Here is a 16,343-nt window from a genome sequence, read left to right on the forward strand (position 1 = left end):
ACAATTTAAAAGTAAAATTAAGGAAAAAAGGAGTAATTTAATATGAAAACATGAATAAAAACAAATTTAAGTAAAATAACATTAGCATTAGCACTAACTGGTGCAACAACTGGAACAATAGGATTAATCATGGGGGGGGTGCTTACCAATAAAATGGAAAATTACTATTTAAAACCAAATGGAGAAAAAGTATTAGGTACAACTACAATTTGATGAAATAAATGATATAGCCCTGATAAAACTAGATTGTATTTTTCAAAAATTAAACATCATGATGAAGATGTAAAATGAGATGGTACTTACACAAATAATTATTTTGAATAATTAAATTTCTAAGTTAATATAAGAAATATTTTCATTATATTTATCGAATAAATTAATATTTTTTAAATCAATTTCTTGTTTATCTGTTATTAAAATAAAATCATAATTTCCGGAACCAAAAACACCACTAATTTCAATCCGATTTAGATTATTAATCGGATTTTCGATTTGTAATTCAAATTCACTATTATTATCAATTTGTGATATTTCTTTATAAAATTCCAATTTAGAAAATAATTGAGATTTATTTGAACCATATAAATTTAAAGCATTTTCAATTTTATTATTACTAATGATTAATTTTGTAAAATATTTTCCATATTCGCCATTTGCTAATGTTCAATCTGATGGAATTAATGAAGGTATATTATTAGTTTCTAGTTCATTGGTTATAGATAATCAATTAAATTGATTATCGTCTAATTTAAATAATTCATTTTGACTAATATCATTATTTCTTAGTTTAATGTTATTCATATCTGTAAAATCAAAATACTCAGATTTTAATATAACTTTGGTATCTTTAAATCTTCAAATATCTTTACCAGTAGGTTTTATTGGACTCGATTTTAATTCAAAATAATAGGGTAACAAAATTTTATTATCATCATTTAAACCTTTATTAATTGACATAATTGAATAAATATTATTTGATAACATAATTACTAGTTTCTTAAAAATATGAACTTGTGGTAAATTTATATAATTTGGATAATCCAATTTTCATTGTTTAAATAAATTAGTTATTACTTCTTCTGGTTTTTGTCCTTCAAATTTTGCTCTTAACTTTGCAATTTCATTGTCTGGAACACCTTTATCATCATATGTTGCACCATCAAAATTCCTATTATAATTATATGTATAACTTAGCATATCTAATAATAGTTGTTGTAGACTGTCAATGGGTGGTTTATCATTTATTTCAATTTCAATATCATTAAAGTTCTGTGATAATTCAATAACAATATTTCTACTTGGATATGGTGGGTTTGGTTCTTGATGACTATATAATAAATATTGTTCATTCTTTTTCATTTCAAAATCAGCTAATTTTTTCGGTATTGGGGATGGTCCATCATATTTACCAATTTTTGCATATGTTATTTTTGCATTATTAATAATTTCTTTTCTTGTTTCAGTTCCACCACCAATAGCAATTAAATCTAAAACTGATTTTTCTTGTCCAATAAATTGTTTTGCTAAATTTCAAGGTAATATTTGTTCACTAAATCATTGTTGTAAAATTCTAACTTTTGGTTGAGTTTCAATAGGCATTGATAATAAGGGAAATGCTATCTTATCTTTAACAAATAACTTAGGGTATACTTCCATATTGTCAACTTCACCAAGTACCTTTATATTGCCAAAAATCATGCTTCTAGGGGCTTTAATTTTTAAACCAGTAACTTTGGTATCTTTATCTAATGGTTTTTGTAATTTAATAATAATTGGATAACCATCTCTTGTTTTAAAATCTTTAATTTTAATAATAGTAATACTTTTAGTACTTCTTGTTTTTGGATTTTGATAAGGCTGTGAATAATTATTAATAATATATAAATTATCAATATTATTTTCAGTTAAAGGTTCATTAATAGAAACAGCATATAACTTAAATTGATTTAATAAATTTATTTCTTGAAAAATTAAATTTTTAATATCAGTCATACTATATTCAATTGTATTATCATTAATATTTGTACTTGCTCTTTGATTTAATTGCATAGTAAAATCAGATGTTTCAACAGCAGTAGTTTTTAATACTTTTTCAATATCAATAAATCCGATTTTAATAGTATTTGCTGAAAATTTTAAAGTATTATTTTCATTATTTTTAAATAAACGTTCAATTTCATAAATATAAATTGTTCTTTTTTTAAATTCATCGTATGCTCTATTAATATCGGGGTCACTAGTTGCTCTCATCATATTAGTAAAGTCATAAGGAATATTATCAATTAAATAATCATTTTCTACTTCTGCTTGATTAAGTTTAGTTTGTTTCTGTGGAAATTTCGTTTGTGGTTTGTTGTTGTTTTCCATTGTTTTCTCCTATTAATTGGTTATTTTCGGGATTAAATAATTTTAATCTCACTGTTAAATTATTAATTTCTTGTTCATCATTAATATTAAATGTTTTACTATTTAATAAGTCTTTATCTAAACGTACTAATATTTGAATAAATTTAAGAATATCAATATTAAATTGTCATAATTTTTGTTCAATATAGTTAATAGTTGAAATATTTACTGCTGTACTTTCGGGAACTGATTGTTGTGCAGATTTCTTTTGACTTGGTATATGAATACCACAACGTTTAAATATTTCATTAACATTTCAATCGTATATATCAGTTAAATTTTTACCTTTAAAATTACTATTTGTCATATTAATATTTTCATTTTGTTCGTTATTATCTCCACCACTTTTAAATATGTAGTTTTTAGTAACCAAAGTTCTTACTGTTTGTTCTAATGCTGATTGAACATTCCCATAAGTTTGATTAAAAATAAATTTAGGTGAGTTTAAAATAGTATCTAAAACAATTTGTTCATAAATAACATCTAATGCTTTAATTTTATCCATTACTTTATCACAATCTGCTAATTCATTTGCTTTATTTCGCATAATTGCTATTGGTATATAATTAATATTTAGTGTTTGTTCTTGCTCTAAATTTGGATTATTAATGAATGATTTAAAATCTAATGGAAATTGTTTTTTATTATCACTAATACTATAAATTGCACGATTAATAGTTACTTGTTCATTATTTAATGTATAAATTTCAAATAATCTTACATTTTGTGCATTTTGTTGATAACTATCATAAAAAATAGTACATTGAATTAATTTACCGGTAATATCATAAACTCTTTGTTGAATATCTATTACTTGAAAATATAAATCATCATTAGCAATAAAAATTAAATAACCACTAATTCCTAATTTGCTTAATTTAAAAATAGAATTTCAATTTTTTCTATAAAATTCTTGCTGAATTAAGTATTTTTTAATAGTTTCATTATTAATATCTAATGGAGCATTATATAAATTAGCATTATTTTCTGCTACAAAATCAGTAAAATAAGTTTCATGGTTAAAATCATTAAAACCAAAATAATTTAAAATAGAAGCATGTGTACTTTTATTTTTATTAGTTAAAAATTTTACTTTTTCATTTTGATTATCACTAGTATTTGTTTTATCTTTTCTTTTAAATAAACTTAACATAATATTCACCACCTTTCTAAAATATTTGATTAATTTTTAATACAATTTTTACAATAATAAATATAATTAAACCAGCAGTTGCAGAAGATAATAGTACTCCAATTAAACCTAAAATAATTTTTATAATTTTAAAAAACATAATATTATTCCTGTAATTCTTCTAATTTTCATACATTACCTTTTAAATTACCTTTTCCGCTATAAATAGTAATCAATTTTGCATGTTGAACTGATAAAATTACTATATTAGCACTATCATTAAAGGTTTGTATTTGTACACCATCAATTTTTTTATCAGTTATAATAAATTCTTGTATAGTATAAACTGGATTATATATACTTCAAGAATAATAAACTCTATAATGTTTATTAACTATAAAATCATAAGTAATTTGTCAATTATCTCATTTATTTTTTTCTCTTGTTCCTACTTCTTTTCAATTTGAACGACTTGGACTTGGTGTTGGAGGAATATCTTTTAATTCATTAATAGCACCGGCAATAGTTTTATCAGTAGTTTCTAAATTAGGAATTTCAGTACTAATAGTATTGATAGAAAAAACATATTTAAAATGGTCTTTATCCATTTTATCTTCTATTTTTTTATCTACTTCTTCTTTTTTATAATAATCAGATAAATCAGTTTTACCACCAATAGCACTAATAGTATTAGTTACTTCATCAATTTTAATATTTTCGCCAGTAGTTAATTTATTTTGCTTTTTATCTAATAAATTATTAGTTTCTATTTTTGTATAATAATCACGTTCAGTACTTTCTTCTGCTATAAATTCAGTTGGCGTATCTATTCCTTGATATTGATATATTTCTTTTATATCACCAATTAAATTAATTTTTCCACGTTCAGGATAAGAATTACCTCCACCCCTAAATTTTTTATTTCTATTGTCATAGTAAATAGTTCCAATATTTAAAATATTTTTATTTGAGATTTGTTCATTATAAGTCATGGAATCAACATTTAATAATTCAAATTCATTAAAAACATTATTTAAATAAATTTTAATTACTTTATAAAATTTCATAAAGTCATTTTCTGTTGAATATTGATAACTGATTTTAATAAAATATCATTTAAATGTTTCTATATTATTATTTTCAACTTTTTTTCATAGGGGACTAGTTTCGATATTAAATCAATTATTTTTAACATCATTAATATTTTCGTTTGCTTTAATTAATTCAGTATTTAATTTTGTAATTTCATTTTCATTAGTAGTAATTCGTTTTTGTTGTTTAGCAGAAAAATCACAAGTTGGTGCATGTGTATAATCACCAATTTGTGGATTATTTTGTAATGCTTCGGGTGGTAATGTACCAATTTCATCAGGTCAATCTAAAATCATTGTTTCAGATTCTTTATCATAATCTGTTGCAACATAACCTTTATTTATAAATTTTGTAACAGGACCTCTATATATTTCATTTTCATTATCATCAACTAAATCATCATACAATTTCATTTGTTTTGATAATGTAAATTCTTTTTGTTCTTTAATTAATTTATCAATTTGATTTCTAGTATAAAATGCTTTTAAGTCAATTTTTTCAACATCTATTTCATCATCATTATAACTTGAAAATATTTGTTTTAATTCTGTTAATCTTGCTCATATTTTCATTCTACTAGGTGCTAAATCTCAAACATTAATTGTAGGAGTACTATTTGCACTAAATTGAATACCATTATTAAATTGAATAGTAGCATCAACATTAAATTCAATTGGTGTACGATTAAATACTCAATGTTCAACCATAACATAAACCATATCTCTTAATGTTTCTTTAATTAATTCATCTTTAAAACTATCAAAAGGAAATTTAGATAAAATAAAATCAAGATAAGCATTAATATCATTTTGAGCACGAATAGCAAAAGTTTTAAATCAATCATTAACATTAGGTCATGTTTGTATATATTGCTGTGGTGTTTCTGTAATTTTTCCAGTTAATGGATATCAGTTATTATAATTTTCAAGACTAACATCAGTTCAAAGTTTATTAATCATAATTTATCATTCCTTAAAAAATGCTTGTTTATAATGATGAGTATGTTTTTTTGTTTTTTTATGTGTTATATGTTCAATTTCTTTTTGTATTTTATTTTTACCTTTTTTTAATTTTTTCTTACTTTTTGTTACAACTTGACTATATGCAAATTTTTCTAAATGATGTAATAATCCAGTACCAAATAAAGTATTAACACTAAATTTTAAACCAACATTTTTAAATGATTTGTTAATATTTTCAATAGGATTATTAATAACATTTACTACTTTATGATAAGTTCTTATTATTCTAAATATTTCTCTATATACTTTAAAACTATCTCTAATTACTTGTTGTAAAACTGGTGGAGCAAATGCTATTGCTTTTAATCATTTATTACGATTAACACCATAACCAATGTATCAACCACTATATCAACGATATCAATGGAATGGATGTATTTGAGTAACAAAAGTTTTTGCTTTAAGAATACTATCAACAACTGTAATTGGTTTATATTTAGGATTGCGATGATAAATAGTAATTGCACATTTATCTAATGACAAAGGTTGAATTTTACAACCCATAAATACTGGTGAATTTAATGGAATTAATTGTGCATGTTTAATTGCTCTTTTTTCTGCACTAGTAAATAAATCAGTTGCTTTTTCTTTTAATTTATTAATTTTTTCAAATGCTTGTTTTTCTAACTTTTCAAATTTTTCTTGTAATTTATATATACTTTCTCTTATTTTTTCAAAATATGGTGTATCTTTTCAAAATTTATTTAAACCTTTTTTTAAATAAAATCTAATATCAAAATATTTAAAAGTTTGATTTGCTTTTAAAACAAGTTGATGAATAATATTATTTTTAAAATTAAATTTAATAGAATTAGCACGAATTTTTTGTAAATCTAAAATTAAAGTTTTTCCATATCTATTTTCTGTATGTATTGTATGAACTAAATTTAATCAATCATGCTGATTCATAGATAATACTTTTTTTAAATCAGTATTAAATTTTTTTAAAAAGTTATTTGCTTTTTCAATATCTTTAATTTTAAATTTAGGAGTTAATTGTGGACTTAGTTTTATTAATGTATTTTGTAATAATAAGTAATCTTTTAACTCTTGTGCTTCTAATTTTTGAAAATTATTTTTATATTGTCTTTCAGCAACATAACCTAAATCTCGTAATACTGTTTCACGATTAGGAGTAAAAATATAATTCATTAAATAACGTTTATTACCAATAATTTTATCTGTTAAAATTTCTTTTCCACTTACTTGACTAATAATTTCTTGTAAATTTTTTGCTTCTTTAATTCCCACTTGTTCTAATGTTTTAGTTTTTTGTGCTAGTTTAATAAATTTACTTGTACGATAACCACGACTAATTTTATTAAGTCCAGCAAATGCAGGAAGTATATTAAAGAAAGTATTTAATTTTGTTACATTTCCTTTTAAATAATCATAAACTTGATTAATAGTAAAATCAGTTAAAAACTCTACACCAACAGCACTAATACTAGCAACTAAATCACTTGCACCTAATCCAAGGGCTACACTTTCACTTAATCCACCAGTAAAAGGAGCAAGTGCTACTGCTATAACTTGTACACCAATCATTTCTAAAATTTCTCATCAAAAACTTTTATTTTCTTGTTGGTTACTTGTTCTAGTATGTTTTGGTTTATTTATGTTTAAAAGTATTGCTGTACTAGTTGTACCAATTGGCATGATATTAATTTCCTTTATTTAAGAGTTATTTTAATTGGATTTGTTGTTCCTTTATAATTTAAATCATTAACATTTGCAGTAATAGTTATATATAAGTCACCCGCTTTTTGTTTTTGATTACTTACATTAGTTTTTCCTTGTGCATCACTAAAATATTTAATAGTTGGATTTGTTAAATTTGGATTTAATGATTTAAGTTCATTAGTACTTTTTATTTGTGTATTTAATTCACTATTATTGTTATTAACATTTGCAGTAATATCAGTTGTTAAACTTGTAATCTTAGTTTTTAAATCATTTTTATCATTATTAACAATTGCACATAACATTCAGCGTGAAGTTGTTTCTTCATCTGTTATATAGGGTATTGATTCACCAGTTACTTCTCCACCAACTAAATATCTTCTTCCAACTTTACCATCAGCAATATCTTGAACATATACAACTGTATTTTGTAACATATATCTTTTCATTGCTCTTGGTGTTGCTAAAACAAAAGACATAATTTTAGTTTCATTATTATCAGTAAATGTCATATAATCATCCATTACAATTTGACATAGTACACCTTTAATATATAAATCATTTCCATTTAATCTTAATTGTTGTGCAATCTGATTATCAGTAATTAAACCTTTATTATTAGCTAAATAAACAATATTATCATAAAGATTATTAGTAATAAAAAAACGACAATTATTACTATTTCTTAATTGAAATAAAGTATTTCAAGCATCTAACATTGATTTTAAGTATCCTACTGGTGATTTATCAGTAATATCTACTTTAGTTGCATATTTTGCAATTACATTTGTATCATTATTTGCTAAATAATCTGCTAAGTCATTAGCAACTTCATATTGCATTGTATTTAATAAATTTTGTCCATTTTCAGCATTTAAATCAACATTAGCAATTATTTCACCTGCAACTGCTTCTTCTTTAATTTCTTTTAAAATTTTAATAGTTTCAGCATAACTAACATCTAATCCTTTACTTTTATCATTTCATTTTAATACTTTAATTTCTGAATTTTTTGGTTTTTTAACTATAAATTCAATTTTGGTTGAATTAACTATTTCGATAGGAAAAAAACTTGCTCATGGTGAATTTGATTGTTTATAAAATTCTATAAACTCTGGTGCTTCTACTAATTTTTCGGTATTATCTAAATTTTTATTGAATTGTATTGCCATTTTTTGATTTCCTTTCTGTTATAAATTATTATTTTTTTTATAATCCAATAATGTACTTTTTATTGAATTTTGTTGATTTGTTATTATTGTTTGTGGTTTGCCACCTGTATTAATTGTTTCTTTAAATACTGGTTGTTCTTTAATCATTTTTTTAATACTTTCTTCAATTTTTGAATTTTCTATATTACTTGTTTTAAATTTTAAAAACTCATAAAATTCCGTTTTAACTTGATATTTTTTAAATATATTAATCATTTCTTTTTCTTTAATTTCTTGATTAAGTTTATTTAACTTATTTTCTGCTTCATTAACTTTATTTTCTATTTCTTGTGAAGAAGCATTATTTTCAGTTAAAGGTTCAGTTGTTTGTTGAACATTATTTTCATTTTCTAACATTTACATCACCACTTTTTTATTTATTTTCTTTATTAATCTTTTCATTTAATTTTGCTAATTTTTTTTGATGTTTTATAATTTTATTATTTGCTCTAACATGTTTTGGAGTTGTGATAAATCTTTTTAATAAAACAATAATTTCTCTGCAAATTAATATTCCAACACTTGTTCCAATAATTATTAATTCATGTAAAAATTCTTTCATTTCAATATTTTCCTTTCAACTATTTATTTTTTTATTTTTGATTATTCATCAAATTCACCTTTAATAATTCTTTCAATCATACATTTTGCATCCATTAAAAGATTTGCAATTAAACGTTCATTCAGTCGTATGTCTTCTAAATCTTTTTCATGTTGTTTTAATTTATCATCATAATATTGAATTAATTTTTCTTTATTCATACTTTTCACCTCCTTTATAAACTCATGTGATTGTAATCTCAATTTAATGAAGCATTATCAGTATTTAATGGTACTTCGCTTAGATTATCACTACCATATTGACTAGTTGTTTCACTATTAATTGTGAATCTATTATCATTAATTAATCTTGCAGTTTCATTATTAAATGATGTTTCTTGCATTTCTTCAATATGATTAGTTGTTTCCATTGGTAGTAAATTATGGATTATTTCACTTGCACCAGCAATTATGGTAGGTACTGCATAAGCATTATTAAAATCATTATTAATACCCATAGCAACACCACTTGATATTAAACAACCACCAGTAGCCATATTACATATCTTTCTTATTGCTTCAAATTTATTAGGTATTAACTCAGTTAATCCACTAATAAGATTTGAAATACCATAAGCATTTAAACTAATATATGTATCTCAATCCATTAATGACTGATTATCTTGTTTATCTAATAATAATCATGGTGGACCCTCAGTTGTAGTTGTAGTAGTTATTGGAGTTGGTGTTGTTGGAATAATTGGAGTAATATTATTTTCTGTTCATTTACTATAATTTGCTAAACCAATTGTTCCTAAACCTAAAATAATTTTTTTAGAACTATTAATTAATTTAGTTTTAGTATTTGGTCTTTGATTTAAATTTCATATATCTAAACCTAATTTTTTACCAAATAATAAACTATTAATTGAACCTAAAACTGGATTTGCAATTACTTGACCATAATAAGCACTTGTACCAATCATTGCACAAATTGGATTTATACCAGTTCTAATTAATTTGGTTAAAGTATAATTATTTGTTTCCATTTTTTTCTCCTTTTATTTGTAATAATTTTTCTAAAACATAATGATTTTTATCAAATTCTCTAATCAATCATTTTTTTGTTTCTGACGGATTATTAGTACAAAGAATTAATCTTTCTATCATATAAATTAATTCTTTTTTATCTGCTCTATCAAAAATTACTTTTAAAATTTCATCTAACATAATTTATTCTCCTTTATTTGCTTTTAACATTTCTCTTACAATATCTAATAAAGTATTTACTTGATAATCATATAATTCAAATTCATGAATTCTAATTTTAATTTTTTCCTTCTGCATTTATTTATTCTCCTTTAATTTCTAATTTTTTAATTGTTACTTTAATTCAACCTTGATAAACATCATTATCACCAACTATTAATGCAACATTACTTTCGGGGTCAGAAACAATTATGTGTTTGGATTTAACATTTGGGTATTGTCTTAAAATAATTGCTCTAATATCATTACTTGTATGAATTGCTTTTGGAAATGGTGATAATATTTCAATTTCATCTTTATTTTCAAACAAAGTAGGTAATATTATCATTAATTATTCTCCTTATTTTTAATTTGATTAGCAATTTCAAGTTTTTCTTGTTACAATATATCTTTTATTATTTGATTTTTTCTAATTATTTCTTGTTCTAATGAATAAATATGTTCTGACATTTTATTTATTATTAAATTTATATAATGTATTTCTTCTTCAATATTATTAAATGCAAGAGTTCCTATTTTAATTTTTAAATTTTCTAATACTTTTTCCATATCTTTTTTTATTACTAAATCAGTCATTTGTTTTGGATTTTGATTAAAATTCATTATATTTTTTCTCCTTTTTGTAAAATATCTTTTATTATTTCTAATTCAGTCATTCTAATTTCATTTGTTTTAATAAAATTTTGCAATCTTTCAATTTCTTTTGTATATTTATTAATATTTTCTTTATGCTGATTAATTCTGTCATTAATATATTCTAATGGTGTATTTTTAATCATTTTTTTACTCTTTTCATTTTTTAAATCATTTAACATTGATTGAACAAAATGCACGATTTTTAGGAATATTTAAAGTATTAAAAATTTGACCAGTTACAATAATTTCATCGTTTTTGTTTAATAAAATACATCGTCTATAAAATTTTGGGTTATTAAAAATTAAAGTAACATAATTTAATCCATTTCATTGACCACGAACACTATAATATAATTCCTTATTACCTTTTTCGTAATATTTTGCTTCAATAGTGTTACTCAGTTTTACTTTTAATTTGACATAATTTGCTTTATCTTTCATTTTTATAATTCCTTAAATAGTATTGAATATGCTTATAAGCATCTTGTTCATGTTTTGTTAATTTTATATTTCCTTTATAATTTTCTAAATTATTAGTTTTATTTTTTGGTTCACTTTCTAAATAATCTCAATTCATAACATCTTCTACTAATACCATTAATGCACCAATAATCTTAGGTGTTGCTAATGGATTAGTTAATAATTGTTTTGAGCTTAAAAAGAAATTTTCTACAATAACTAATATTTTTTGATTAATAAATTGTTTTTTAATTAATTTAAAATATTCTTTATATATATTTTTACTTTCTAAAACTGTTTTAGTTTTGAATGTTTCATTAAAAGTAATATTATTAGTTTCACTTGAATATATAACCATTCCATTATTACCAATACCAGCGGGATCAATACCAATAATTAAGTCATATTGCATTATTCAAAGTCACCATTTTGAATTTTTTCTTGTAATTTCATTATTAATTTAAGTTTTCAATTACTAATAATAATTTTAATTACATCACTAATATCATCTTTAAGTAATTCAATAAATTCATTATCAAGATAATAAATTAATTTTTCTTTATATCTATTAATTACTTCTTTTTTAAATTTTTCTCTTAATTTTTCTTTATTAATTCAAAAATCATATTCAGTTTTACATTTACCATCATGATTAATAAAAAGTTTACAATCATCTATTGTACAGTTTGTTTTATCCATATTTATACCTCCTACTTAACTTATTTTTAAAATACAGTCATAACAAATTGCTTTACCATTTTTGTCTCTTAAAAATTTTTTTCTTGTTTTAATATCACTAGTAGTAAAGAATAAATAATATAATTGTTTTTGTTTACATGTTCAGCAAAAATAATTTTTCATTTAATATTCCTTTTCTAATATGTTCTGTTGCTTCTAGCATAAAGAACATATATTTTGATTTTTAGATTATTAATAATACTACTATTAGTTTTATTCATTCCATGAAAACTGGGCTCAAAAATAAATTGTGAAATTTTAAAAAGAAATCGAGGCATTCGATTCAATATTTATTTAATTTGTGTTAAACAAATTAATATTTTAATTGAACCGGCACCGCTCAATTTTTTTTACAAGTTTGAAATTTATTTTCTCGCCCAAAAAAATTTTTCAAAAAAAATAAAAAATAAAACCAACACTTGCTCACTGGGGAGTGGCAAGGTTGGTTAAATAAAGAATAGAATTAATACAATAGGTCCCTACAACAGGTCTATATATACTAGTTTCCAATTCGCTCCCACCCCAAGAATTACCATTAATGGTTAGTATATTTTATTAGGTATCACTCCACTTTTTATTTATCCATGCAAGTCCACATGTTCTAGCTACTATTTTTAACAACTGTGTTGTAGTTCACTTTTTTAGTTCCCTAACACGTGTTGATAATAGCGTTAAAGACGGTTATTAAAAATTTTAAAATTTTACAATTACAAAAAAAAGACAAGATTTTTATTCTCGTCTTTTGTCATTTATTTTTAATTCAAGGGTAAAAAAAGAAAGGAGCTATTTTTAAAACTTTTTAGTTATCGACATCTTCGACACGCTCCCAAACATAATATAAGAAAAATATTACCAAATTATTGACCAAATATTAAAAACGCGATTGATTTTGTTTTTCAAGATATGAGTAAACATTACTTTCGTTAGCTATATATATATATATATAATAGTAAAAACAACAATAAAATAAATAAAAACGATTTTTTTACTACTATAATAGTAATTTCGGAGAAATTTTATAATCTATATAGATATTATTAATAACTACTATAAATTTTAATAGTATATTGTAATTAAAAAAATAGTAAATATTTTAAAACACTTACTATTTTTATTTTTTTAATTTTAAGTATTAATTTAAATTAAATCAAATATCTAAACCAATAAATTTAATAATTAACGTACCAATACAATAAGTAAAAACTAAAGTTGTTAACATATATAAAATTCATGATTCTTTTACTCTTTTATGATCAAGAAATTTATTAAAAGGAATTGCTTTTACAGCAAATCCGCTAGCAATAAAACTAAAAAGATAAATACTTATTTCAATTATTCATTTTATTAAATGTGAATCATGCATATTTATTAACCTCCACTAACCCTTTTAATACGTTCATCAAATACCTTTGTTTCTTGCTCTTTTAAAATTGATGTATATTCAACTTTATCACTAATAATACGAACCATATGTAAATCAGTTACCAAAAGTCCACCAGAAATCGTTAAATTACGAATTTTTTCTTTAATTTTAAATGACATTTTTGATATTTGAATATTAGCAATCAAAGGTGTATGCCATTCAAGAATACCAACATAGCCTTCAGTTGTTTTAACATTAACTCACTGTACTTCTCCATCGAAAAAAATACCATCAGGAGTAATAATTTTAAGATTTAATGCCATACTATCACCTTCAATTATCTCAATTTCTTTGCCTTTTCAATTGCTTGTTCAATAGTTCCTACATATAAAAATGCTTGCTCTGGTAAATCATCACATTCACCATCTAAAATTTGTTTAAAACTATTAACAGTTTGACTAATAGGAATATAAATACCATTTAAACCCGAAAATTTTTCAGCAACATGAAATGGTTGTGAACAAAAATTACGAATTCTTCTTGCTCTAGCTACTATTTTTTTATCTTCTTCACTCAACTCATCCATTCCTAAAATACCAATGATTGGTTCTAATTCAGAAAAACGTTGAATTGTTTCAATAACTCTTTGTGCAACATCATAATGTTCCTGACCAACAATAGCAGGATCTAACATTCTTGATGAAGATTGTAAAGGATGAACAGCAGGATAAAGCCCTAAAGCAGCAATATTACGATCTAAAACAATTTTAGCATCCAAGTGAGTAAATGTTGTCGCAGGAGCTGGATCAGTTAGATCATCGGCTGGTACATATACTGCTTGTACAGATGTAATAGAACCACGTGTTGTTGATACAATACGTTCCTGTAAAGCACCCATTTCTGTCGATAATGTTGGTTGGTATCCTACTGCTGAAGGCATTCTTCCTAATAAGGCTGATACTTCACTACCAGCTTGTGTAAAACGAAATATATTATCAATAAATAATAATACATCTTGCTGTTTTTCATCACGGAAGTATTCAGCAATTGTTAAACCAGTTAATGCAACACGCATTCTAGCACCTGGTGGTTCTGACATTTGACCAAACACTAAAGCAGTTTTACTAATAACACCTGACTCTTGCATTTCATAATATAAATCATTACCCTCACGTGTTCTTTCGCCAACTCCTGAAAAGACAGAAATACCACCATGTTCTTTAGCTATGTTATTAATTAATTCTTGAATTAAAACTGTTTTACCAACTCCAGCTCCACCGAATAAACCAATTTTTCCACCTTTAGCATAAGGTGCTAATAAATCAATAACTTTAATTCCTGTTTCTAAAACTTCTGATTTTGATTGTAATTCATCAAAACTAGGAGGTGTACGATGAATAGGATATTTTAATTTAGTTTTAAGTTCTTTACCATCATCAATGACTTCACCCAATACATTAAAAAGTCTACCCAAAACTTCTTCACCAACAGGAACACTAATTGGTATTCCTAAATCAACTGCTTCAAGACCACGTAGTAATCCTTCAGTTGGACCCATTGAAATACAACGAACACTATCATCACCAATATGTTTTGCAACTTCAACAATTAATTTTTGACCATTATTATCAATACTAATAGCATTATTTAAATTAGGTAAACTATTATGATTAAAACGAATATCAATAACTGGACCTGAAATTTGAACAATTTTTCCAATATTTCGTTTAGTTGGTAATTGTTTACTAGTTTTAACACTTTCTTTGCTATTAACTACTTTTTTAGTGACTTTTGCTTTTACTTTAGCAATAACTTTAGTATTATCCTTTTTTAAAGAATTTTTATCACTAACTTTTTTTTCTTTAATTGTTATAGGTTTTTTACTAGTTGCATTTTTCATTTTAGTTTACTCCTTTATTATGATGATTGGGCATCAGCGCCACCAATAATTTCTGAAATTTCTTGGGTAATAGCACCTTGACGGGCACGATTATAACTTACTAATAATTTATCTTTCATTTCTTTGGCATTATTTGAAGCATTTTCCATTGCTAATCTTCGTAATGCTTGCTCTGACACTTGTGATTCTACTAATGCACCATAAACAATGGCACCAACATATAAAGGAATAGCACTATTAATAACAGTATTAGCGTCTGGTTCAAAATCGGTTTGAATTAAATTACTTTCTTGATTAGTTTTAATAGAAACAATTGGCAATAAATCAATAATTGTTGGAATTGTTGTTACCGTATTTACATATTTTGTATATGCAATTTTAATAGCATCAGTTTCTTTATTATTAAACTTAGAAAGTAACAACAAAGATATCTCTTGCGAATCATTATATGATGATTGAATGTTAATTTCAGTATAAGATTGCATAATTTTACAATGATGATTAGTAAAGTATGAAACTCCTTTACTACCAATAACAACTATTTCATCTTGTGGTTTATATTGTTCTAATACTAATTTATTTAAATTATTATTAAAACCACCACATAATCCTAAATTAGAATTAAAAACGACTCATATTGTTTTATTAATAACTTGATCTTTTGTTTTTAAATAAATTGAATTACTTAATTTAGGTATTAGTTGATTGAATGTATCATAAACTTCAGAATAATAAGGTTTAATCATCTCAATTCTTTTACCTACTTTTTTTAATTTAGCTGTTGATACTAGTTGCATTGCTTTAGTAATTTTATAACTAGTATTAACAGATTTAATTTTTTGTCTAATTTGTTCCATGCTTTGAGCCATGATATTTCACCTTACCTTCCTAA

Annotated in this window: 23 protein-coding genes; 1 reads left to right on the forward strand and 22 read right to left on the reverse strand. The window is 23.5% G+C overall.

Annotated features, from left to right (window positions below):
• Positions 1-42: 42 nt before the first annotated feature.
• Positions 43-324 carry a hypothetical protein gene (locus AACK96_RS07805; protein WP_338973386.1) on the forward strand — a complete coding sequence of 94 codons (282 nt, stop codon included), beginning with the start codon at positions 43-45 and terminating at the stop codon, positions 322-324.
• On the opposite strand, the gene AACK96_RS07810 is transcribed toward AACK96_RS07805, so the two are convergent.
• The 22 genes from AACK96_RS07810 to atpG all read right to left on the reverse strand — a co-directional run bounded on the left by AACK96_RS07810 (position 325) and on the right by atpG (position 16,320).
• Entirely contained in the window at positions 325-2,367 is a 2,043-nt protein-coding gene (locus tag AACK96_RS07810) for a hypothetical protein (RefSeq protein ID WP_338973388.1), read from the reverse strand.
• A complete protein-coding gene (locus AACK96_RS07815) occupies positions 2,318-3,559 on the reverse strand; it encodes a hypothetical protein (RefSeq protein ID WP_338973389.1) in 1,242 nt (413 codons plus the stop codon). The genes AACK96_RS07810 and AACK96_RS07815 overlap by 50 nt, the downstream gene beginning before the upstream one ends.
• A gap of 16 nt (positions 3,560-3,575) precedes the next feature.
• Positions 3,576-3,698, reverse strand: a complete 123-nt coding sequence (locus AACK96_RS07820) for a hypothetical protein (RefSeq protein WP_338973392.1) — start codon at positions 3,696-3,698, stop codon at positions 3,576-3,578.
• A 4-nt stretch (positions 3,699-3,702) separates the two neighbouring features.
• On the reverse strand, positions 3,703-5,589 hold the full coding sequence (locus AACK96_RS07825) for a hypothetical protein (RefSeq protein ID WP_338973395.1): 1,887 nt from the start codon (positions 5,587-5,589) through the stop codon (positions 3,703-3,705).
• Between the two features lie 3 nt (positions 5,590-5,592).
• Complete coding sequence (locus tag AACK96_RS07830) at positions 5,593-7,311, reverse strand: hypothetical protein (RefSeq protein ID WP_338973398.1); 1,719 nt, start codon at positions 7,309-7,311, stop codon at positions 5,593-5,595.
• 14 nt (positions 7,312-7,325) lie between these two features.
• Positions 7,326-8,507 (reverse strand): hypothetical protein, encoded by a 1,182-nt coding sequence (locus AACK96_RS07835; RefSeq protein WP_338973401.1) that lies wholly within the window; start codon positions 8,505-8,507, stop codon positions 7,326-7,328.
• 18 nt (positions 8,508-8,525) lie between these two features.
• Entirely contained in the window at positions 8,526-8,903 is a 378-nt protein-coding gene (locus AACK96_RS07840) for a hypothetical protein (RefSeq protein WP_338973404.1), read from the reverse strand.
• A 16-nt stretch (positions 8,904-8,919) separates the two neighbouring features.
• Entirely contained in the window at positions 8,920-9,108 is a 189-nt protein-coding gene (locus AACK96_RS07845) for a hypothetical protein (protein ID WP_338973407.1), read from the reverse strand.
• A gap of 41 nt (positions 9,109-9,149) precedes the next feature.
• Positions 9,150-9,308, reverse strand: coding sequence for a hypothetical protein (locus tag AACK96_RS07850; RefSeq protein WP_281748859.1), 159 nt, complete (start codon positions 9,306-9,308; stop codon positions 9,150-9,152).
• Positions 9,309-9,322: 14 nt separating this feature from the next.
• Positions 9,323-10,135 carry a hypothetical protein gene (locus AACK96_RS07855; protein WP_338973410.1) on the reverse strand — a complete coding sequence of 271 codons (813 nt, stop codon included), beginning with the start codon at positions 10,133-10,135 and terminating at the stop codon, positions 9,323-9,325.
• On the reverse strand, positions 10,122-10,316 hold the full coding sequence (locus tag AACK96_RS07860; protein WP_338973412.1) for a hypothetical protein: 195 nt from the start codon (positions 10,314-10,316) through the stop codon (positions 10,122-10,124). The genes AACK96_RS07855 and AACK96_RS07860 overlap by 14 nt, the downstream gene beginning before the upstream one ends.
• Positions 10,317-10,437: 121 nt before the next feature.
• A complete protein-coding gene (locus tag AACK96_RS07865; RefSeq protein ID WP_338973415.1) occupies positions 10,438-10,683 on the reverse strand; it encodes a hypothetical protein in 246 nt (81 codons plus the stop codon).
• 50 nt (positions 10,684-10,733) lie between these two features.
• Complete coding sequence (locus tag AACK96_RS07870) at positions 10,734-10,958, reverse strand: hypothetical protein (RefSeq protein WP_338973417.1); 225 nt, start codon at positions 10,956-10,958, stop codon at positions 10,734-10,736.
• On the reverse strand, positions 10,958-11,170 hold the full coding sequence (locus tag AACK96_RS07875; protein ID WP_338973420.1) for a hypothetical protein: 213 nt from the start codon (positions 11,168-11,170) through the stop codon (positions 10,958-10,960). Before AACK96_RS07875 ends, AACK96_RS07870 begins: the two co-directional genes overlap by 1 nt.
• Positions 11,139-11,432: a hypothetical protein gene (locus tag AACK96_RS07880; protein WP_338973423.1), complete on the reverse strand. Its 294-nt coding sequence runs from the start codon at positions 11,430-11,432 to the stop codon at positions 11,139-11,141. Before AACK96_RS07880 ends, AACK96_RS07875 begins: the two co-directional genes overlap by 32 nt.
• Positions 11,422-11,862, reverse strand: coding sequence for a hypothetical protein (locus AACK96_RS07885; protein WP_338973425.1), 441 nt, complete (start codon positions 11,860-11,862; stop codon positions 11,422-11,424). Before AACK96_RS07885 ends, AACK96_RS07880 begins: the two co-directional genes overlap by 11 nt.
• A complete protein-coding gene (locus AACK96_RS07890) occupies positions 11,862-12,149 on the reverse strand; it encodes a hypothetical protein (protein ID WP_338973427.1) in 288 nt (95 codons plus the stop codon). Before AACK96_RS07890 ends, AACK96_RS07885 begins: the two co-directional genes overlap by 1 nt.
• Positions 12,150-12,164: 15 nt before the next feature.
• Entirely contained in the window at positions 12,165-12,311 is a 147-nt protein-coding gene (locus tag AACK96_RS07895; RefSeq protein ID WP_338973430.1) for a hypothetical protein, read from the reverse strand.
• A 1,009-nt stretch (positions 12,312-13,320) separates the two neighbouring features.
• Positions 13,321-13,551, reverse strand: coding sequence for a hypothetical protein (locus tag AACK96_RS07900; RefSeq protein ID WP_338961288.1), 231 nt, complete (start codon positions 13,549-13,551; stop codon positions 13,321-13,323).
• A gap of 5 nt (positions 13,552-13,556) precedes the next feature.
• Positions 13,557-13,874, reverse strand: coding sequence for a F0F1 ATP synthase subunit epsilon (locus AACK96_RS07905; protein ID WP_174480958.1), 318 nt, complete (start codon positions 13,872-13,874; stop codon positions 13,557-13,559).
• Between the two features lie 14 nt (positions 13,875-13,888).
• Positions 13,889-15,451, reverse strand: a complete 1,563-nt coding sequence (atpD, locus tag AACK96_RS07910) for a F0F1 ATP synthase subunit beta (RefSeq protein WP_338974242.1) — start codon at positions 15,449-15,451, stop codon at positions 13,889-13,891.
• A 17-nt stretch (positions 15,452-15,468) separates the two neighbouring features.
• Positions 15,469-16,320: an ATP synthase F1 subunit gamma gene (gene atpG, locus AACK96_RS07915; protein ID WP_338974244.1), complete on the reverse strand. Its 852-nt coding sequence runs from the start codon at positions 16,318-16,320 to the stop codon at positions 15,469-15,471.
• Between the last annotated feature and the right edge of the window lie 23 nt (positions 16,321-16,343).

The organism is Spiroplasma endosymbiont of Tricholauxania praeusta (genome assembly GCF_964019535.1).
Lineage (GTDB): Bacteria > Bacillota_I > Bacilli_A > Mycoplasmatales > VBWQ01 > Spiroplasma_E > Spiroplasma_E ixodetis_A.